General features: G+C 69.4%; 18 protein-coding genes. 8 read left to right on the forward strand and 10 right to left on the reverse strand.

Going from position 1 to position 17,515, the window contains the following annotated elements; translation table 11 throughout:
* Position 1: 1 nt before the first annotated feature.
* The 6 genes from hpaE to AC1DSA_RS05085 all read right to left on the reverse strand — a co-directional run bounded on the left by hpaE (position 2) and on the right by AC1DSA_RS05085 (position 5,312).
* Positions 2-1,459 carry a 5-carboxymethyl-2-hydroxymuconate semialdehyde dehydrogenase gene (gene hpaE / locus AC1DSA_RS05060; RefSeq protein ID WP_477886682.1) on the reverse strand — a complete coding sequence of 486 codons (1,458 nt, stop codon included), beginning with the start codon at positions 1,457-1,459 and terminating at the stop codon, positions 2-4.
* 1 nt (position 1,460) lies between these two features.
* Entirely contained in the window at positions 1,461-2,213 is a 753-nt protein-coding gene (locus AC1DSA_RS05065; RefSeq protein WP_477886684.1) for a fumarylacetoacetate hydrolase family protein, read from the reverse strand.
* Complete coding sequence (locus tag AC1DSA_RS05070; protein ID WP_477886686.1) at positions 2,210-2,833, reverse strand: fumarylacetoacetate hydrolase family protein; 624 nt, start codon at positions 2,831-2,833, stop codon at positions 2,210-2,212. Before AC1DSA_RS05070 ends, AC1DSA_RS05065 begins: the two co-directional genes overlap by 4 nt.
* Positions 2,830-3,261 (reverse strand): homoprotocatechuate degradation operon regulator HpaR, encoded by a 432-nt coding sequence (gene hpaR / locus AC1DSA_RS05075; RefSeq protein ID WP_477886688.1) that lies wholly within the window; start codon positions 3,259-3,261, stop codon positions 2,830-2,832. The genes AC1DSA_RS05070 and hpaR overlap by 4 nt, the downstream gene beginning before the upstream one ends.
* Positions 3,262-3,348: 87 nt before the next feature.
* Entirely contained in the window at positions 3,349-5,019 is a 1,671-nt protein-coding gene (locus AC1DSA_RS05080) for an FAD-dependent oxidoreductase (protein ID WP_477886690.1), read from the reverse strand.
* A gap of 8 nt (positions 5,020-5,027) precedes the next feature.
* Positions 5,028-5,312 carry a cupin domain-containing protein gene (locus AC1DSA_RS05085; RefSeq protein ID WP_477886692.1) on the reverse strand — a complete coding sequence of 95 codons (285 nt, stop codon included), beginning with the start codon at positions 5,310-5,312 and terminating at the stop codon, positions 5,028-5,030.
* A 35-nt stretch (positions 5,313-5,347) separates the two neighbouring features.
* On the opposite strand from AC1DSA_RS05085, the gene radA reads away from it, so the two are divergent.
* The 5 genes from radA to waaF all read left to right on the forward strand — a co-directional run bounded on the left by radA (position 5,348) and on the right by waaF (position 9,458).
* Positions 5,348-6,733 (forward strand): DNA repair protein RadA, encoded by a 1,386-nt coding sequence (gene radA, locus AC1DSA_RS05090; RefSeq protein WP_477886694.1) that lies wholly within the window; start codon positions 5,348-5,350, stop codon positions 6,731-6,733.
* 12 nt (positions 6,734-6,745) lie between these two features.
* A complete protein-coding gene (locus AC1DSA_RS05095; protein ID WP_477886696.1) occupies positions 6,746-7,168 on the forward strand; it encodes a glycerate kinase in 423 nt (140 codons plus the stop codon).
* Between the two features lie 39 nt (positions 7,169-7,207).
* The gene (locus AC1DSA_RS05100; RefSeq protein WP_477886697.1) at positions 7,208-8,146 is read left to right on the forward strand and encodes a branched-chain amino acid transaminase; all 939 of its coding nucleotides are present in this window, start codon (positions 7,208-7,210) and stop codon (positions 8,144-8,146) included.
* 4 nt (positions 8,147-8,150) lie between these two features.
* Positions 8,151-8,372, forward strand: a complete 222-nt coding sequence (locus AC1DSA_RS05105; RefSeq protein ID WP_477886699.1) for a zinc-finger domain-containing protein — start codon at positions 8,151-8,153, stop codon at positions 8,370-8,372.
* A gap of 108 nt (positions 8,373-8,480) precedes the next feature.
* Positions 8,481-9,458: a lipopolysaccharide heptosyltransferase II gene (gene waaF, locus AC1DSA_RS05110; protein ID WP_477886761.1), complete on the forward strand. Its 978-nt coding sequence runs from the start codon at positions 8,481-8,483 to the stop codon at positions 9,456-9,458.
* A gap of 117 nt (positions 9,459-9,575) precedes the next feature.
* Here the strand turns inward: waaF and AC1DSA_RS05115 are convergent, their stop codons facing one another.
* Positions 9,576-10,433, reverse strand: a complete 858-nt coding sequence (locus AC1DSA_RS05115) for a LysR family transcriptional regulator (RefSeq protein WP_477886701.1) — start codon at positions 10,431-10,433, stop codon at positions 9,576-9,578.
* A 66-nt stretch (positions 10,434-10,499) separates the two neighbouring features.
* Here AC1DSA_RS05115 and AC1DSA_RS05120 point away from each other — a divergent pair, with 66 nt between their 5' ends.
* Positions 10,500-11,693, forward strand: coding sequence for a YbfB/YjiJ family MFS transporter (locus AC1DSA_RS05120; protein ID WP_477886703.1), 1,194 nt, complete (start codon positions 10,500-10,502; stop codon positions 11,691-11,693).
* Positions 11,686-12,294: a carboxymuconolactone decarboxylase family protein gene (locus AC1DSA_RS05125; protein ID WP_477886705.1), complete on the forward strand. Its 609-nt coding sequence runs from the start codon at positions 11,686-11,688 to the stop codon at positions 12,292-12,294. Before AC1DSA_RS05120 ends, AC1DSA_RS05125 begins: the two co-directional genes overlap by 8 nt.
* 139 nt (positions 12,295-12,433) lie before the next feature.
* Here AC1DSA_RS05125 and AC1DSA_RS05130 read toward each other — a convergent pair whose 3' ends face one another.
* Positions 12,434-13,012 (reverse strand): lipid-binding SYLF domain-containing protein, encoded by a 579-nt coding sequence (locus AC1DSA_RS05130; RefSeq protein WP_477886707.1) that lies wholly within the window; start codon positions 13,010-13,012, stop codon positions 12,434-12,436.
* Between the two features lie 158 nt (positions 13,013-13,170).
* Between AC1DSA_RS05130 and AC1DSA_RS05135 the strand changes: the two genes are divergently transcribed.
* A complete protein-coding gene (locus tag AC1DSA_RS05135; protein WP_477886709.1) occupies positions 13,171-15,171 on the forward strand; it encodes a hypothetical protein in 2,001 nt (666 codons plus the stop codon).
* A 336-nt stretch (positions 15,172-15,507) separates the two neighbouring features.
* Here AC1DSA_RS05135 and AC1DSA_RS05140 read toward each other — a convergent pair whose 3' ends face one another.
* Both AC1DSA_RS05140 and AC1DSA_RS05145 read right to left on the reverse strand, forming a co-directional pair.
* A complete protein-coding gene (locus AC1DSA_RS05140) occupies positions 15,508-16,692 on the reverse strand; it encodes a sensor histidine kinase (protein WP_477886711.1) in 1,185 nt (394 codons plus the stop codon).
* 10 nt (positions 16,693-16,702) lie between these two features.
* Positions 16,703-17,416: a response regulator gene (locus AC1DSA_RS05145; RefSeq protein ID WP_477886713.1), complete on the reverse strand. Its 714-nt coding sequence runs from the start codon at positions 17,414-17,416 to the stop codon at positions 16,703-16,705.
* Positions 17,417-17,515: the final 99 nt, after the last annotated feature.

A 17,515-nucleotide genomic window follows, 5' to 3' on the forward strand; every position in this document is an offset into this window, starting at 1 on the left:
GTCAGACTCCCCAGTGGGGGATGTGATGGGTTCCCAGCGAGACCGCGATGTTCTTCGGCTCCAGGAACACCTCGTAGCTCCAGGTGCCGCCTTCCCGCCCGGTGCCCGAGGCCTTGGTGCCGCCAAAGGGCTGGCGCAGGTCGCGCACGTTCTGGCTGTTGACGAAGCACATGCCGGCCTCGATCGCCGCCGCCACGCGGTGCGCCCGGCCGATGTTCTCGGTGAACACGTAGCTGGAGAGTCCGTAGGGGATGTCGTTGGCGATGCGGATCGCGTCGGCCTCGTCCTCGAAGGGGATCAGGCAGGCCACCGGCCCGAAGATCTCGTCCTGCGCGATCTTCATGCGGTTGTCGACGTCGGCGAACACCGTGGGCAGCACGTAGTTGCCCTTCTTCACGCGATCCGGCAGCAGCGGCGCGTCCAGTCCGCCGCACAGCAGCGTCGCGCCTTCCTGCTGTCCCAGCTCGATGTAGCCTCGTACCTTGGCCAGGTGGCCTTGCGAGATCATGGGACCGATGATGGTCTTCTCCTCCAGCGGATCGCCGACGGTGATCTTCTTCGCACGCGCCGCGAATCGCTCCACGAACTTCGCGTAGATGGACTTCTGCACCAGGATGCGGCTGCCGGCCGTGCAGCGTTCGCCGTTGTTGGAGAAGATCATGAAGACGGCGGCGTCGAGCGCGCGCTCGAAGTCGGCGTCGTCGAACACAACGAAGGGCGACTTGCCGCCCAGCTCCATGCTGAACTTCTTCAGGCCCGCTTCCTTGACGATGCGGTTGCCGGTGGCCGTCGACCCGGTGAAGGAGATCGCGCGCACGTCCGGGTGCCGCACCAGGGGTTCGCCCGCTTCCTTGCCGTAGCCGTGCACGATGTTCAGCACGCCGGCGGGAATGCCCGCTTCCAGCGCCAGTTCGCCCAGGCGCGCGGCTGTCATCGGCGACAGCTCGCTCATCTTCAGCACCGCGGTGTTGCCGAAGGCCAGGCAGGGCGCCACCTTCCAGGTCGCCGTCATGAAGGGCACGTTCCAGGGCGAAATCAGCGCGCACACGCCGACCGGGTGGAACAGCGTGTAGTTCAGGTGGGTGGGCGTGGGATAGGTGTGGCCGTCCACGCGCACGCACATCTCGGCGAAGTACGAAAAGTTGTCGGCCGCGCGCGGCACCAGCTGCTTGCCGGTCTGCGCGATCGCCTGGCCGGTGTCGTTGGTCTCCGTCTGCGCGATCTCGGGAACGTTCTTCGCGATCAGCTCGCCCAGCTTGCGAACGAGCTTCGCGCGTTCCGGTGCAGCCAGCGAGGACCACTTGGGAAACGCGTCCCTGGCCGCCGCGACGGCCGCGTGCACTTCGGCTTCGCCGCCCGAGGCGACTTCGGCCAGCACATCCTGCGTGGCCGGGTTGACGCTGGTGAAGTAATCGCGCCCGGCGACGGTCTTGCCGGCGATGAGGTGGTCGATGCGCATGTCAGGCGGTGGCGATGGTGTTCATGAGGGCGCCGATGCCCTCGATCTCGGTGACGACCACGTCGCCGGGCTGGCAGTCCACCACGCCGTCGGGCGTGCCGGTCAGGATCAGGTCGCCCGGGTTCAGGGTCATGAAGCTGGAGAAGTACTCGACCAGGAAGGGCACGTCGAAGATCATGTCCCTGGTGTTGCCCTGCTGCGTGACCTTGCCGTTGACGGTGGTCTTCAGCGCCAGCGCCATCGGGTCCGGGATGTCCCGGGCGTCGACCAGCCACGGGCCCAGCGGCGTCGCGCCGTCGCGGTTCTTCACGCGCAGGTTGGGCCGGTACCAGTTCTCCAGGTAGTCGCGGATCGCGTAGTCGTTGGCGACCGTGTAGCCGGCGACGTGGTCGTAGGCGTCACCGCGCTTGACCTTCTTCGCCGTGCGGCCGATCACCACGGTGAGTTCGCATTCGTAGTGCATGAACTGCACGCCGGCCGGGCGCAGGGTGGTCTGCCGGTGGCCGTTGAGCGCGCGCTCGCCCTTCAGGAACACCAGCGGTTCCTCCGGTGCCTTGAAGGCGAGCTCCTTCGCGTGGTCGGCGTAGTTGAGCCCCAGCGCGAGGATGGTGCGCGGCTTGTAGACGGGCACCAGCGGCGGCAGCCAGGTGACCTGGTCCTGCCAGAGGCGGCGGCCGTCCTCCAGCACCACCTGGCCGTCGGCCTCGGTGGCGTTGTGCAGCATGCCGTCGACGATCACGCGTGCGCGCTTCATGCGGCCTCCGCGACGAACAGGTTGGTGAGGGTGCCCAGCGCCGGCATGCTGATCAGGACGGTGTCGCCGACCCTCACTCGCGGCCGGCCCACGTCGCAGCCCAGCATCAGCATGTCGCCTTCGGCCAGCGTCATGAACTCGCTGACGTCGGCCAGCAACCTGTCGGCGGAGCGCACCAGCTGCGAGAAGCGCACGGTCTGCTTCAGCTCGCCGTTCACGCGCACCTCCAGCTTGAAGACGGCGGGGTCGCCAGCCTCGTTGCGGGCCCGGATGCGGTCGCCGATGCCCAGGAAGCCATCGAGGCACTTGAACTTCACCGGCGGCCGGAACAGGCTCTCGTGCGGGATGGACACGTCGTTCATCAGCACGAAGCCTTCGATCTCGCGCGCGGACCGCATCACCATGGCGACGGTGGCCCCGACCTCCACCTCGGGGACGTGCGCCGGCAAGGCGATGGCGCCGCCGTTCTCGGTCCAGGTGTTCGCCGGCTTCACGTACAGCACGGGCGCCTTGGGAGGTGCCTTGTACGGGGGCTCGTTCATCTTGTCGCCCAGTGCTTCCAGCTCGCCGCGGAAATTCATCAGCGTGCCGTACACCGTGCCTCTCTTGACCAGGCTCATGGCTGTTCCAATGCGATCAGTTCGTCCAGCAGCTGGTACAGCTGCGCCAGTTTCTGCTTGCCCAGCGACTTCTCCAGCCACTGGTAGTGCCCTTCGACGGAGCGCGACAGTCGCTCGACCATCTTGAGTCCCTTGGCGGTGGCCTCGATCACCGTCCGTCGCTGGTCCTCCGGGTCGCGCTCACGCCGCACCAGGCCGTCGCGCTCCATGCGTGCCAGCACGCCGGTCAGGCTGGGGCCGAGGATGTAGGCCTCGCGCGCCACCCGGCCGGTCTCCACCATGCCATGCTCGCCCAGCACGCGCAGCACGCGCCATTGCTGGTCCGACAGGCCGTGCTCGCGCAAGCTCGGCCGCGTCCGCACCATCAGCGACTCCCGCGCCTGCAGCAGCAGGCGCGGGAGGTTGCGGTGGGCGAAGGCAGTGCTCATCGGTGATCCGGGGAAAGCGCGTTATTTAACATGTTAAATGTTTTTCGCGCGCGGTCAAGCGGGGCCTCCGATGGGCCGCGAGGCAGCTCAGCCTTCGAGGGATTGGCTGGCCGGGAGCGCGCCGCGCACGCGGTCCACCAGCGCGAGCGGGTCGCCGGGCAGGGCATCGCCGCGCCATGCGACGTGCTGGTCGGGACGCGAGAGGACGAGCGCGTGGCGGTACAGGCCCTGAGCTTGGCCGGACTGCACGTCGAGCACGCGCAGCGGAAGGCTCCGGCGCGCGGCGGCGTCTTCCAGTGCCGCGGTGGACACGGCCGCGTCGAAACGCAGCAGCGTGTAGCCGGGCCCGAGCGCGTCGTACAGCGAGCGGCCGTCGTCCAGCCAGACATGCGGGGTGCGGCAGCCCGGCACCGTCGACGGCGTGAACTGGTCCATCGTGTAGCCGGGCTGCGCCTCGCCGTCGTAGGCGATCAGGGGCGAGCGGTCGTAGAAGGAGCCGAAGTTCAGCCCGCCGCAGCAGTACTGCTTGACGTTCAGGTCGTAGAGCGCGCGACCGGCCGCCGCGCGCGCCGCCGCGCCTCCTGCGCCCGGCGCCTCGATGCCCGCGGGAACGCCTTCGCGCTCCCTCTGCAGGGCGAGCGCATGGCTCATCGCGAACTTCGACACCTGCTCGGTGATGGGCTGGCGTTCCGCTGCGTAGGCGGCCAGCGCGGCTTCGGCGGCCCATCCGTTCAGGCGCGCGGCCAGCAGCCACGACAGGTTCATCGCGTCGGCGATGCCGGCGTTCATGCCGTAGCCCGCCATCGGGATCCACAGGTGCGCCGCGTCGCCGCACAGGAAGACGCGGCGATCGCGGAAGCGGTCCGCCACCAGCCGGCGTCCGACCCAGTCCTCCTTCCCTAGCACCTCGTAACGGAAATCGGCGCCGACGCCGAGGATGGTGCGCAGCGCCCAGTCGCGATCCACCGAATCGAACTCGAGCTCGTCGGCCTTCAGGTAGTTGTGCAACAGGAAGGTCTCGCGGCCGTCGATCGCGTACACGTTGCCGCAGCGGCGGGGGTTGAGCGAGAAGGTCGCCCACGCCGGCGGGTGGCTCGCGCGCTGCAGCAGGTCGGGTGCGCGGAAGAACGTGGACTGCACGCGGCCGACCACGTCGGTGCCGGACAGCGTGGCGCCGATCTGCTTGCGCACGCCGGACTTGCCGCCGTCGCAACCGACCAGGTAGTCGCAGCGCAGGGTCAGCGCTTCGCCGCTGTCCAGGTCCACGCCGCTGGCGACCACGCCGTCGTCGTCCTGGACCAGCGTGTCGACCCGCGTGCGGTTCAGGATCGTCACCCCGCGCGTGGCCGCCGCATGGGCGAACAGCACCGGCTCCAGGTAGATCTGGTTGATGCGGTGCGGCGGCTCGGGTGTCGGCCACCACGTGTCCGGCCCGCCGGTGGCCGTGTAGCGGTCGCGCCGGCACGGGATCGGGATGCGCGAGAGTTCCTCGCCGGTGAACGTGGTGCGATAGGCGACGTCGTTCGGGTAGTCCGCCGGCAGGCCGGCGTCGCGCAGGGCGCGCGCCACGCCCAGGCGGCGGAAGATCTCCATGGAGCGGGCCGAGACGTGGTTGCACTTGACGCTGGGCGGCTCGCCGCGGTGGCGGGTCTCTGCCACCAGCACCGCGATGCCGCGCTGGGCCAGGTCGATGGCGAGCGTCAGGCCCACGGGACCCGCGCCGACGATCAGCACCTGCGCCTGCAAGGTCCTGCCCATGCCGGCGTTCAGGCGTTCGTGCGGGCGACCCAGTAAGTGGCGCCCTGCGGCCCGTAGCGCTCGGCGTGCGGCTTGCCGGCGGGCAGGTCGAAGCGGTCGCCCACCTGCAGGTGCTGGGTGACGCCGTCCACGGTCAGCCACATTTCGCCCTGCACGACCAGCGCGCGGGCGCGGAAGGGGTGGCTGTGGGTGGGCGCCTCGGTGTCCGGCTCCCAGGAGCGCGCGATCACCTCGTCGCAGCCGATCGCACGTTCGGCGGCTTCGAATTCGGAAAAGCGCTGCGAAGCATTCACGCTTCCATCATATACGCGGCCCCTACACTTGGGCGATGGCGAAGGACAAGACGGTCTACACCTGCACCGAGTGCGGGGGCATGACGCCCAAGTGGCAGGGCAAGTGCCCCCATTGCGGTGCGTGGAACACCCTGATCGAGGGCGTGGCGGAGCCCGCCGGCGTGGCGCGCAACCGCTTCGCCTCGCTGGCGCCGCCGTCCGAGGTGGCGGTGCTGGCCGACATCGAGGCCGCGGAGGTCCCGCGCACGCCCACGGGCATCGACGAACTGGACCGGGTCCTGGGCGGCGGCATTGTCGAAGGCGGGGTGATCCTGATCGGCGGCGACCCCGGAATCGGCAAGTCCACGCTGCTGCTGCAGGCGCTGGACGGGCTGCAGCGGCAGGGCGTTCCCACGCTCTACGTCACCGGCGAGGAAAGCGGCGCGCAGGTCGCCCTGCGTTCGCGCCGGCTGGGCCTGGACCAGTCTCAGGTGAGCGTGCTCGCCGAAATCCAGCTGGAGAAGATCCAGGCGACGATCGCCGCGCAGCAGCCCGCGGTCGCCGTGATCGATTCGATCCAGACCGTGTACTCGGACCAGCTCACCTCCGCGCCGGGTTCGGTGGCGCAGGTGCGAGAGTGCGCCGCGCACCTCACGCGCGCGGCCAAGGCGGGCGGCACCACCATCGTGCTGGTGGGCCACGTCACCAAGGAAGGCGCGCTGGCCGGGCCGCGCGTGCTGGAGCACATGGTCGACACGGTGCTCTATTTCGAGGGCGACACCCATTCCAGCTTCCGGCTGGTGCGGGCGATCAAGAACCGATTCGGCGCGGTCAACGAGATCGGCGTGTTCGCCATGACCGAGAAGGGCCTCAAGGGCGTGGCCAATCCCAGCGCCATCTTCCTGTCGCAGCACAGCGAGCCGGTCCCCGGCAGCTGCGTGCTGGTGACGCTGGAAGGCACCCGGCCCCTGCTGGTGGAGATCCAGGCGCTGGTGGACAGCGGCGGGCCGAGTCCGCGCCGGCTCTCGGTCGGCCTGGACCGCGATCGCCTGGCCATGCTGCTGGCGGTGCTGCACCGCCATGCCGGCGTGGCCTGCATGGACCAGGACGTGTTCGTCAACGCCGTGGGCGGCGTGCGCATCAGCGAGCCGGCCGCGGACCTCGCCGTGATGCTGGCCATCGCTTCGTCCCTGCGCGGGCGGCCGCTGCCCAAGGGCTTCATCGCCTTTGGCGAAGTGGGCCTGGCCGGCGAGGTGCGGCCGGCGCCGCGCGGCCAGGAACGGCTGCGCGAGGCCGCCAAGCTGGGCTTCTCGGTGGCCATCGTGCCCAAGGCCAATGCGCCGAAGCCGGGCCGCAGCACCGGCCGCGAGTTCGAGGGCCTCGCCATCCACCCGGTGGAACGCATCGAGGAGGCCCTGGAAGTGGTGCGCGGGCTGGCCTGACAATCGGGGCCCATGAATTTCCAGAAGATCCTCCTGCCCATCCTGGGCGTCGTGGTGGTGGCCGTGGCCTACCGGGGCTACGGCTGGCCGGGCGTCGCCCTGGCCGCCACCGGCATCGTCATGTGGATGCTGCTGCACTTCACCCGCATGATGAAGGTGATGCAGCGCGCCTCCAACCGGCCGGTTGGCTACTGCGACAGCGCGGTGATGCTCAACGCCAAGCTGCGCCCGGGCGTGAACCTGCTGCACGTCATGGCCATGACCCGGGCCCTGGGCGAGCAGCTGAGCCCCAAGGAGGAACAGCCGGAGATCTTCCGCTGGACCGACGGCTCCGCCTCCCATGTCACCTGCGAGTTCGTCCGGGGCAAGCTGGTGAAATGGACGCTGTTCCGTCCGGAGCAGCCGCCGGAAGAGCCGGCCGCTCCCCCGCCGTAAAATGGCGGGTTCCGCGAACCCCACCACAAGGACACTCACATGAGCCCCGTAGTACCCTCGATGGCCGACCGCGACGGCAAGATCTGGATGGACGGGGAGCTGGTGGACTGGCGCGACGCCAAGATCCACGTGCTCACCCACACGCTGCACTACGGCTGCGGCGCGTTCGAGGGCGTCCGTGCCTACAACACGGTCAACGGCACCGCGATCTTCCGGCTGCAGGACCACACCGACCGCCTGTTCAACAGCGCCAAGATCCTGCGCATGGAGCTGCCCTTCTCCAAGGAGCAGGTCAACGAGGCGCAGAAGCAGGTGGTGAAGGCCAACAAGCTGGAGTCCTGCTACATCCGTCCGCTCACCTGGATCGGCTCGCAGAAGCTGGGCGTCAGCCCGCGCGGCAACCAGATCCACCTGATGGTGGCCGCCTGGGCCTGGGGCGCCTACCTGGGCGAGGAAGGCATGCAGCGCGGCATCCGCGTCAAGACCTCCAGCTACACCCGCCACCACGTCAACATCACGATGACGCAGGCCAAGGCGGTCAGCAACTACAGCAACTCCATCCTGGCCAACATGGAGGCGCTGGACGACGGCTACGACGAGGCGCTGCTGCTGGACGCCTCCGGCTTCGTGTCCGAAGGCGCGGGCGAGAACGTGTTCGTGGTGAAGGACGGCGTCGTGTACACGCCCGACCTGTCCGCGGGCGCGCTCAACGGCATCACGCGCAACACCACCATGCACATCTGCAAGGACTTGGGGCTGGAGGTCGTGCAGAAGCGCATCACGCGCGACGAGATCTACATCGCCGACGAATGCTTCTTCACGGGCACCGCCGCCGAAGTGACGCCGATCCGCGAACTCGATCGCGTGCAGATCGGCATCGGCCGCCGCGGCCCCGTGACGGAGAAGATCCAGAACGCCTTCTTCGACATCGTCAACGGCCGCAATCCCAAGTACGCCCACTGGCTCGCGCGCGTCTGATCCCATGAGCACCACCACCCGGAAAGAGGCGGTCGTCGAACTGCTCGCCAAGGACCTGAACGCCAACGGCGGCGTCTTCTGTCCCAGCCCCAAGGCCGACATGAAGCTGTGGAACAGCCACCCGAAGGTGTACCTGGACGTGGCCCAGACCGGCGCGGCCAAGTGCCCGTACTGCGGCACGGTCTACAAGCTGAAAGAGGGTGAGCATTTCGGCGGAAGTCATTGACCCACCCCCGAAGCGGCCTGCGGCCGCCTCCCCTTCGAGGGGGCGCCACCAGCGGCCCGGCGAAGCCGGTTCCGCGGTGGCCCTGAAGGAATCCCAAGGATGGCCACCGTGAGCCAGTCGCTCGTCATCGCTCCGCAATGGATCGGTGACGCCGTGATGACCGAGCCGCTGCTGCGCCGCCTGCGTGCGCGCGGCGAAAGCCTCACGGTCGGGGCGCTGCCCTGGGTCGCGCCGGTCTACCGCGCGATGCCGCAGGTGGATGCGGTCATCGAATTTCCGTTCCGACATGGCGGCCTGCAGTTCAAGGCGCGGCGCATGCTGGGGCGCGAGCTGCAGGGCCGCTTCGACACGGCGTACGTCCTGCCCAATTCCCTCAAGAGCGCGCTGCTGCCCTTTCTGGCCAGCATCCCGCGCCGCGTCGGCTACCTGGGCGAGGCCCGGGTCGGCCTGCTCACGCACCGGCTGAAGAATCCCGCGGACAAGCCGCCGATGGTGGCGTTCTACTCCGCGCTCAGTGGCGAGGCGGGCGTCGCGGACGACCGCCCGCAGCTGGCCCTGCCGCCGGACCAGGTCGACGCCGTGCTGCGCCAGCACGGGCTGGCGCGCGGCGGCTACGTGGTGATGGCGCCCGGCGCGGAGTTCGGCCCGGCCAAGCGCTGGCCGCACTTCGGCGGGCTGGCCGCGCTGCTCGATCGTCCGGTGCTGCTGCTCGGCTCGAGCAAGGAAGCGGAGCTGTGCGAGGCGATCCGGGCGCAGGCCCCCGCGCTGTGCCGCAACCTTGCGGGAAGCACCTCGCTGATGGAGGCCTTCGCGCTGATCGCGGGCGCGGGACACGTGGTCAGCAACGATTCCGGCCTGATGCACGTGGCCGCCGCTTTCGGCGTGCCGCAGGTGGCGCTGTTCGGGTCGTCCAGTCCGCTGCACACGCCGCCCTTGAGCGGCAACGCCCGCGTGGTGTGGCTCAAGCAGGACCCGGACTACCAGCCGCCGCTGGACTGCGCGCCGTGCTTCCAGCGCGAGTGCCCGCTGGGGCATTTCCGCTGCCTGAACGACGTGTCGCCGGAGCGCGTGCGAGCGCTCCTGTAGGCTGGCGGTGAGTGCGCAGCCGAACCCCAGCGCGTCGCACATCGCTGGGGTTCGCCTACGGGCTCACCCCAGCCTACGGTCGCTTCCGGGCTCACGCCAACCTACGGTCCCCCAGCCTTATGCCAGCAGTTCCTGCAGCCGCGACAGGCTGGTCGACGGCGTACCGTTCCACACCAGGTGCGTGCGGTTCCTCCGCACCTTCGCCGGCAGCTCGTGCTGCCGCACGTCCTGCGCGGCGCGCAGCGTCTCCAGCAGCGAGCGCGGGACGATCGCGAAGCCGGTGCCGGCGGCGACGCAGGCGATCATCGCCTGGTAGGACGCGAACTCCAGGGTGCGCGCCGGCATGATCGAGGACGCGCCCAGCCAGTCTTCCACCCGCTTGCGGTAGGAGCAGCCGTTGGCAAAGGCGATCAGCGTCATGCCGGCGAGATCGGGTGCGCGCCGCACCGCCCGGACGTCCTTGCCGGTGACCAGCACCAGTTCCTCCTCGAACACCTTGCGCGAATCCAGCGTGCCCGGCGTGAACGGCTCCGACACGAATGCCGCCTCGATCTCGAAGCTCGCCACCCGCTGCAGCAGCGCACCCGTCGTCCCGGTCACGAGTTCGACCACGACGCCGGGATGCTGCCGGTGGAAGCGCGAGAGGATGGGGGCGAGCCGGCTGCCGGCCGTGCTCTCCAGCGCGCCGATGCGGAACACGCCCATCGCCCGCCCGCTCCTGAGCTCGTTCTCGGCTTCGTCGGCCAGGCGGAACAGCCGCTGCGCATAGGACAGCAGCAGCTCGCCTTCCGGCGACAGCACCAGGCCGCGCCCCTGCTTGCGGAACAGAACGCGGCCGATGCGCTGCTCGAGTTGCTTGATGCGCGTGGTGATGTTGGACTGCACCCGGTTGAGCTTGTGGGCGGCGCGGATCACGCCGCCTTCCTGCACCACGGTGCGGAAGATCTCCAGGGTGTCGAGGTCGATGCTTCTCATGGCGAGAACGATCCTCCAGATTAATTCATTTGTGCGAGCGGGCCATTGTCGGTGTAATCCCCCTCCATGCCAAACCTCCGCCCGCCCGGTGCACTCGCCATCGCCATGGCCGGCTTGCTGTCGCTGGCGGCTGCGATGGGCATCGGCCGCTTCGCGTTCACCCCGCTGCTGCCCCTGATGGCGCGCGCCGGCCAGCTGGACCTGGCGTTCGGCGGCTGGGTGGCGGCGGCCAATTACGCGGGCTATTTCGTGGGCGCGCTGACGGCTGCCCGGCTGCCGCTGGGCGCCCGGGCGCTCGGCCTGCTGGCGCTTGCCGCGACGGCGCTGCTCACCGGCGCGATGGCCTGGCCCTCGCCGGCCGGCTGGCTGGTGCTGCGTTTCGCCGCCGGGGTGGCCAGCGCATGGGTGTTCGTCGCGACCAGCGTCTGGTGCCTCGGCGCCCTGGCGCGCGCCGGGCGGCCGCAGTGGGGCGGCTGGGTGTACGCGGGCGTCGGCGCCGGCATCGCGCTGACCGGCGCCAGCTGCCTGGCGGGCGCCACGGCGGGACTGAGTGCGGAGGCGCTCTGGGTGCTGCTGGCGGTGCTGTGCGCGCTGCTGATGCTGCCGGTCGCGTTCGTGGTCCGGCGGCTCGCCCCGGCGGCACCGCCGGTTGCTGCGCGGAAGGAGGACGGCGCGCTGGCCGCAGGCACCACGGGCCTGGTCGTCTGCTACGGCCTCATGGGCTTCGGCTACATCCTGCCCGCAACCTTCCTGCCGGCACTGGCGCGCAGCGTGGTCGACGACCCGCGGCTGTTCGGCCTGGCCTGGCCCGTGTTCGGTGCCACCGCCGCAGCGTCGACCGTGCTGGCCGGCTGGTGGCTGCGCCGGGCCACGCGGCTCCAGGTGTGGGCCACCAGCCAGCTGCTGATGGGTATCGGGGTGCTGCTGCCCAGCCTGTGGTTGAACGGTGCCACCGTCGCGCTGTCGGCGCTGTTGGTGGGCGGCACCTTCATGGTCATCACGCTGGTGGGCGTGCAGGAGATGCGCGCCCGTGCCCCGGGCCAGGCGACGCGCCTGGTCGGGCGCATCACCGCCGCTTTCGCGCTCGGGCAGATCGCGGGCCCGGTCGCCTCGGCCCTGCTGTTGCATTCGGCCGGGCTCGCTCCGCGCGGCCTGGCGCTCGCGCTGCAAGCCGGCGCGCTCGGCCTGGTCGCCAGCGGCGCCTGGCTGTGGCGCCGCAGTTCCGTCCTCGCAACCTCCCAGGAGACCGCCCGTGCCTGATGCTTCTCCCCTGCCGCAAGGCCATGCCCGACCCGGTGGCGAACGCCTGCCCCTGCCCGCGGCCGACGCCATGACCACCGAGCAGCGCGCCGCCGCCCAAGCCTTGATCGAGGGCCCGCGCAAAGGTGTCTACGGTCCGTTCGTGCCGCTGCTGCGCAGCCCCGTGCTGCTCGACCGCGTGGCGAAGATGGGCGAGTACATGCGCTTCGAGAGCGTGCTGGACGCGCGCATCCGCGAGCTGGTCACCTGCGCGGTCGCGCGCCACGTCAGCAACCAGTTCGAATGGACCATGCACGCGCCCCTGGCGATCCGCGCGGGGGTTCCCGAAGCGGCGATCGAGGCGCTGCGGGTCGGCGCCCGGCCACGCGACCTGCGCCCGGACGAGGAAGCCGCGCTCGATTTCACCCGCGAACTGCTGCATTCACATGGAGCCAGCGATCCCACCTACGAAGCGTGCCGGCAGGCCCTGGGCGAGCAGGGTGTGGTGGAACTGGCCGCGCTGGTCGGCTACTTCGCGATGGTGTCGTGGGTGATGAACGTGGCGCGCACGCCGGCGCAGGCCAGCGCGGCAGGGCCGGGGATCGACGCGTTTCCCGCTTGAGCCAGGAGAAACAGCCACCTTGCGGTGGCTGCATCAAGTCCTTGGAACCACACTGGGTGTGGCAAAGCCTGCACCGGTCGCCATCGGCGGCAAAGCGCTGGCTCCCAGCGTCTCGCGCCGGCGCATGAGGCGAATCGCGTCAGCGCTTCTTGAACGAATACTTCTGGCCGGCCACCGACACCTCGTACATCAGGCCGCCCCGCACGATGGTGAAGATCGCCATCCCGTTGACATAGGCGGCCGCAGCGGCAGCCTTTTCCTTGGTGAGGCTGGCGCCGGCGCCAGCGCCGGTGGTGCCCGCCTTGGCGCCCGCGCCGGCCGTCAGGGCCACGGCGGACGCTTCGGCGCCGAACTCGAAGCTGCCGGAAGTGAACTTGTCCAGCGCGGCCTTGTTCTCGAAAAAGATCATCTGGGCAAAGCCCTCGCCACCCAGCTGGAAGCCGATCGAGAGCTGGTTCATGGTCGAATCGCCGATCAACTTCCCTTTCTCGTAGACGCGGCCGTCGCCGTGGGCGCCACCGACGCCGATGGCGCCTTTCAGGACCCTCGGAAAGACCGCGTAGCCGTACGCGGTGGAGAAGATCTTGCTGGTCTCTTCGGCCTTCTTGAACAAGGCAATGGTGTCGTCGTAGTCGTCGGCCCAGGCCGGCTGGACCCACGCCCAACCACACGCCACCAATGAAGCAGCCAAGGCCGCACGCCGATTGATCTGGTTCATGTCGATCTCCTTTTGCCTGGCATTGACCGCGGTGCCGCCCAGCCGCGCCTCGTACTGGACCTTGGTCCAATAGCCCGCAGATCGTTGGCGCAGACGCCACCAATTGTGCTCTGATTCACGGGCGCCGTTCAGCGCGCGTCACCTCTGCCATGACATCCATGCCCGATGCGAAACTGCTGCCGCGTCTGCTGGCGGTGCTGATCCTTGGCGCCCTGCCCATGGGCGCTCGCAGCTGGGTCTATCCCGAGCACCGGCAACTCGCCATGGTGTCGGTCCAGCGGCTGGACGGTGAGCGCCGGGCTGTCTTCGACCGCATGTGGCAGCTTGCACGGGCCGGCGACGAGCAACGGCTGTGCGCCACGGGCGCCGACGGCGAACAGGGCACCGCACCGGCGTGCATCGACTGGGCCGCCCTGAGTGCGATTGCGGGCGATCATTCCTGTTCGAGCCGCGACATGTTCGAAACGGCGCGCAGCGCGCCGTGGATCCTGCAGGTGGCGGACGTCGCCGCCCAGCTGAAGGAAGACCTGGCACGCATTCCCGTGCTGCCCAACCCGGAGTCCATGACAAAGGGGACGGATGTCGTGAACGACGCGCAGCGCCGTGTCGCCAGCGAGAGCGCGCGCGCACAGCGCATCAACGCACTGCGCACCGCCGACACCCGCCTGCAGCGCGCCGACCCGCACTACGTGACCCGCGCCGGGTCGAACCATGCCCATTTCCTGCTCGCCCGGCCCGAAACCGCGACCGACCTGACCGACTACGCCGGCCTGACCTTGCGCGCGGACTCCGAGATCAGCGCGGTGGGCGTCTACTCCTACTTCCATCTCAGTGCGCTGCAAAAGGCGAGCCGGCTGGCCAGGGAACCGCAGCTGGCCGCCCCCGAGCGCGCCGCGCTCGCCCGCGCCATGCTGGCCGACGAGGCGTTCGCGCTGCACTTCCTGCAGGATGTGTTCGCAGCGGGCCACATCGCCGGGACCTGGGGCGACGTTTCGCAGCGGCAGGGCACGCACGACTACTACAACCACAACGGCCTGGAAGTGTTCACCTGGGCCGGCGGCAGCCGCTCGGTGGTCCTGATGGGCGACTCCTACATGCGGGCGGAAGATGTCGAGGTCGCCGCCAGGACCGTGCGCACCAGCCTGGAGCAGGTGCTGGACGTCGCCACCGGGCGGCCGGGTGGGACCGACTTCGCGCACACGCCTGCCGCGCCCGCCGCACCCGACGACTTCGACGTCTGCCGGAACGACAAGCTGCCGGCCCGCCCCCCGGACCTGAGGCCCCTGCCGCAGCAGCGCACCTTCTTCACGGCGACGCTGGCGCAGACACCCGTGCCCGGCCTCGGGCCGGGATTCGGCGCCATGCCGCGCTTCCGCAGCGAAGTGGGGCCTTTCGTGGGCTTGTCCGGCGCGATCGACGGACGCATCGTCGACGGTGGCTTCTCGAACCTGCAGTCGAGCCGGGGCCGCATGGCGGGTGTCGACCTCTCGGTTCGCGCGGGCTTCGGGCTGGACGGGGTGCTCAGCGAATCGGGGGACGGGCTGGTGTATGCCTCCATCGGCCTGCGGTCCGACGCGCCGTCTTCCAACCGGTTCAACGAAAACTTCCCCGGCTCGGCCGGCGGCAACCTCAGCGCCGCCATCCCGGCCCGCTCCGCCGTGGCGCTGCGCTTTCGCATGCCGTTCTACCTGGTGCCCGGCGACCTGCTGCTGCTGTCCCCCCTGTACCTGGCGAACCGCGACGCCTATTCCAAGATGGCCGTGACGGCAGGCAACGGAGGACTGATCCCGTGGCAATACGGATGGGCCACCGGGATCGGCCGCTTCCAGCTCGTGCTCGGGCGCGAGCTGGGCATCACCTTGTACGGCCTGGGCGGGCAAGACCAGCTCATCGTGCCGCCCGCCCCTCCATCCACGCAGGCACGGATCGTCAACTTCAAGTCGATCGGATACGACGTGCCGATCGTCGAATACCGCCCATACCGCTCCTTCTCCTCGAACCAGAGCTCCTCGGTGGTCTTCCAGCTGTTCGCCGCGGCCGACGTGCCGCGCAGCGCGTCCACTACTTTCCCCGTCGGAGCGCCGACACCGGATCTGCGCACCGTGTGGTCCGTCGGCCTGCGGCTGGTGTTCGACTGGCGCTACTACTACAGCTACTGAACCTGTCCAGCTGAAACTTGCCATCGCCGCCGCGTGCCGGGTAGCGCTGCTGCGGCTCGTGCAAAAGGACCTGGCAACGCCCGCGCGCCAGCGGGCAAAAAAAACAGCCACCTTGCGGTGGCTGTATCAAGTCCTTGGAAGGACGTCGTTGGGAGACTTGAATCTCGTGTGTCCGGCGATGCGTGACAGTGAATCCAGTGTGGTCCAGCTTGGCTTTCGCGTCCATCCTCCTTTTGGGGGGGCCAGCGGACGCACATTGAAAGCGACTGGTCAGGACTGGCATCTTCGTGAATTCGCGCGCTTTTGGCGAGCGGCCGAAAAGTTTATTACCTGCGATTACGTTTGCTCACAGGGAAGCGTCAAGACGAAGCAGGCGCCGCCGCCCGGGTTGTCCTCGCAGTGGGCCGTGCCATGGTGGCGCTGGGCGATCGAACGGACCAGCGCCAATCCCAGGCCGACGCCCCCTTCGCGCTCGCTGGCGCCGCGCAGCCGGTAGAACGGTTCGAAGATGCGCTCGCGCTCGGTGGCGGGGATGCCGGGGCCGTGGTCGCACACCCGCAGCACGGCGCGCGTCCCACCGTCGGCGACCGTGACGGTCACGGGACCGCGGCTGTAGCGGCGCGCATTCTCCAGCAGGTTGCGGATCGCCCGGCGCAGCAGCTTGGCGACGCCCTGGACCACGACCGTGTGCTGCGCATCCGCCATCTCCAGGTCGGCGCCGGCGCGGGCGCTCTCTTCCGCCGCCAGCCCGGTCAGGTCGACCACCTCGAAGGTGCCGATGTCCGTTTCGCGCGCATCCAGCCGGCTGGCCAGCAGGATCTCGTCGATCAGCTGGTCCAGCTCGCCGATGTTGCGCTTGATCTCGGCGCAGCCGGAAGACGTATGGTCCGGGTCCATCAGCTCGAGCCCCATGCGGATGCGCGCCAGCGGCGATCGCAGCTCGTGCGAGGCGTTGGCCAGCAGCGACTTGTGCGACTTCATCAGGGTCTCGACCCGCTCGGCAGCACGGTTGAAACGCTGCGCCAGGAAGGCCGCTTCGTCGTTGCCCCGTTCCGAGACGCGCACGCTCAGGTCCCCTTCGCCCCAGCGCTCGACGCCGCGCCGCAGGTCCTCCAGCCGCATCGTCAGCCGGCGGATGATGGGGTAGGCCCCCACTGCTACGGCCAGGGCGACGATGCCCAGCATCCAGAGGAAGCCCTGAGACCCCCGCGGCAGCCAGGGCCGCCAGCTGTCCCCGGGCGGCCGCTGGCGCGGCGGCAGTTGCACGGTGAGCGTGCTGCCGTCTTTCATCGCGACGTCGAACTCGATGCCCTGGCCCGGCACCCGGTTGGGCCGGACACGGCTCTGGCCGAGGATCTCGTCCTTTTCGTTGCGGATGATCACCTCGCGCGCCGGCTGCTGCTCGGTGTTGACGCGCCAGAGCCAGCCGACGGCGATCGTGAGCAGGCCGACCGCCACGACGACGGCGATCCAGATGCGCAGGTAAAGGGGGAAGCGCCAGCCGGCGTTCCAGGAGTTCATCCGCGGATCGTCAGTCCTGCTGCTTGGCGAACACGTAGCCCACGCCGCGCACGGTCAGGATGCGCTTGGGATTCTTGGCGTCGGCTTCGATCGCGGCGCGAATGCGTCCCATGTGCACGTCGATCGAGCGGTCGAAGGCTTCCAGTTCCCGGCCGCGCACGGCTTCCATGATCTGGTCGCGGGTGAGCACGCGGCCGGCGCGTTCCGCCAGCACCACCAGCAGGTCGAACTGGTAGGAGGTCAGCTCCGATGATTTGCCGGCCACGGTGACGGTGCGTGCGTCGCGGTCGATCTCCAGCGAGCCGAAGCGCATCACCTTCGCCGGCGACGGCGTGCCGTCGCCCCGGCGGCGCAGGATGGCGCGGATGCGGGCGAGCAGTTCGCGCGGCTCGAAGGGCTTGGGCAGGTAATCGTCGGCACCCAGCTCGAGGCCGACGATGCGGTCCATCGGATCGCCCTTGGCCGTGAGCATCAGCACGGGGATGCGGCCGGTGTCGCCGGGCAGGGCGCGCACGCGGCGGCACACTTCCAGGCCATCGATGTCGGGCAGCATGAGGTCCAGCACCAGCAGGTCCGGCGTGGTGCCGGTGGGCGGGTCTTCCAGCAGGTTCAGCCCCGCCTTGGCATCGGGTGCGTGGGTGACGCCGAAGCCGGATCGCTCCAGGTACTCGCCCACCATCTGCGCGAGCCGGGTGTCGTCCTCGATCATCAGGAGTTGCTGCATGTTCACATCGTACTTTCCGGGCCGCGAAGGAGCGTCCCACCTGTCGGGCATGGTCTACCGCCCCCATCGCGACCTCGCGAAGCACCAGTAAAGTTAGGT

The sequence above is a fragment of the Ramlibacter sp. P4_H7 genome, from assembly GCF_056400765.1.

What these genes read in the sequence shown, in the direction of transcription:
- radA (WP_477886694.1), top strand. Translation starts at nt 5,348, where the DNA reads ATGGCGAAGGACAAGACGGTCTACACCTGCACCGAGTGCGGGGGCATG.
- AC1DSA_RS05130 (WP_477886707.1), bottom strand. Translation starts at nt 13,012, where the DNA reads ATGAACCAGATCAATCGGCGTGCGGCCTTGGCTGCTTCATTGGTGGCG.
- hpaR (WP_477886688.1), bottom strand. Translation starts at nt 3,261, where the DNA reads ATGAGCACTGCCTTCGCCCACCGCAACCTCCCGCGCCTGCTGCTGCAG.
- AC1DSA_RS05095 (WP_477886696.1), top strand. Translation starts at nt 6,746, where the DNA reads ATGAATTTCCAGAAGATCCTCCTGCCCATCCTGGGCGTCGTGGTGGTG.
- AC1DSA_RS05140 (WP_477886711.1), bottom strand. Translation starts at nt 16,692, where the DNA reads ATGAACTCCTGGAACGCCGGCTGGCGCTTCCCCCTTTACCTGCGCATC.
- AC1DSA_RS05120 (WP_477886703.1), top strand. Translation starts at nt 10,500, where the DNA reads ATGCCAAACCTCCGCCCGCCCGGTGCACTCGCCATCGCCATGGCCGGC.
- AC1DSA_RS05135 (WP_477886709.1), top strand. Translation starts at nt 13,171, where the DNA reads ATGCCCGATGCGAAACTGCTGCCGCGTCTGCTGGCGGTGCTGATCCTT.
- AC1DSA_RS05100 (WP_477886697.1), top strand. Translation starts at nt 7,208, where the DNA reads ATGAGCCCCGTAGTACCCTCGATGGCCGACCGCGACGGCAAGATCTGG.
- AC1DSA_RS05115 (WP_477886701.1), bottom strand. Translation starts at nt 10,433, where the DNA reads ATGAGAAGCATCGACCTCGACACCCTGGAGATCTTCCGCACCGTGGTG.
- AC1DSA_RS05065 (WP_477886684.1), bottom strand. Translation starts at nt 2,213, where the DNA reads ATGAAGCGCGCACGCGTGATCGTCGACGGCATGCTGCACAACGCCACC.
- hpaE (WP_477886682.1), bottom strand. Translation starts at nt 1,459, where the DNA reads ATGCGCATCGACCACCTCATCGCCGGCAAGACCGTCGCCGGGCGCGAT.
- AC1DSA_RS05105 (WP_477886699.1), top strand. Translation starts at nt 8,151, where the DNA reads ATGAGCACCACCACCCGGAAAGAGGCGGTCGTCGAACTGCTCGCCAAG.
- AC1DSA_RS05070 (WP_477886686.1), bottom strand. Translation starts at nt 2,833, where the DNA reads ATGAGCCTGGTCAAGAGAGGCACGGTGTACGGCACGCTGATGAATTTC.
- AC1DSA_RS05080 (WP_477886690.1), bottom strand. Translation starts at nt 5,019, where the DNA reads ATGGGCAGGACCTTGCAGGCGCAGGTGCTGATCGTCGGCGCGGGTCCC.
- AC1DSA_RS05145 (WP_477886713.1), bottom strand. Translation starts at nt 17,416, where the DNA reads ATGCAGCAACTCCTGATGATCGAGGACGACACCCGGCTCGCGCAGATG.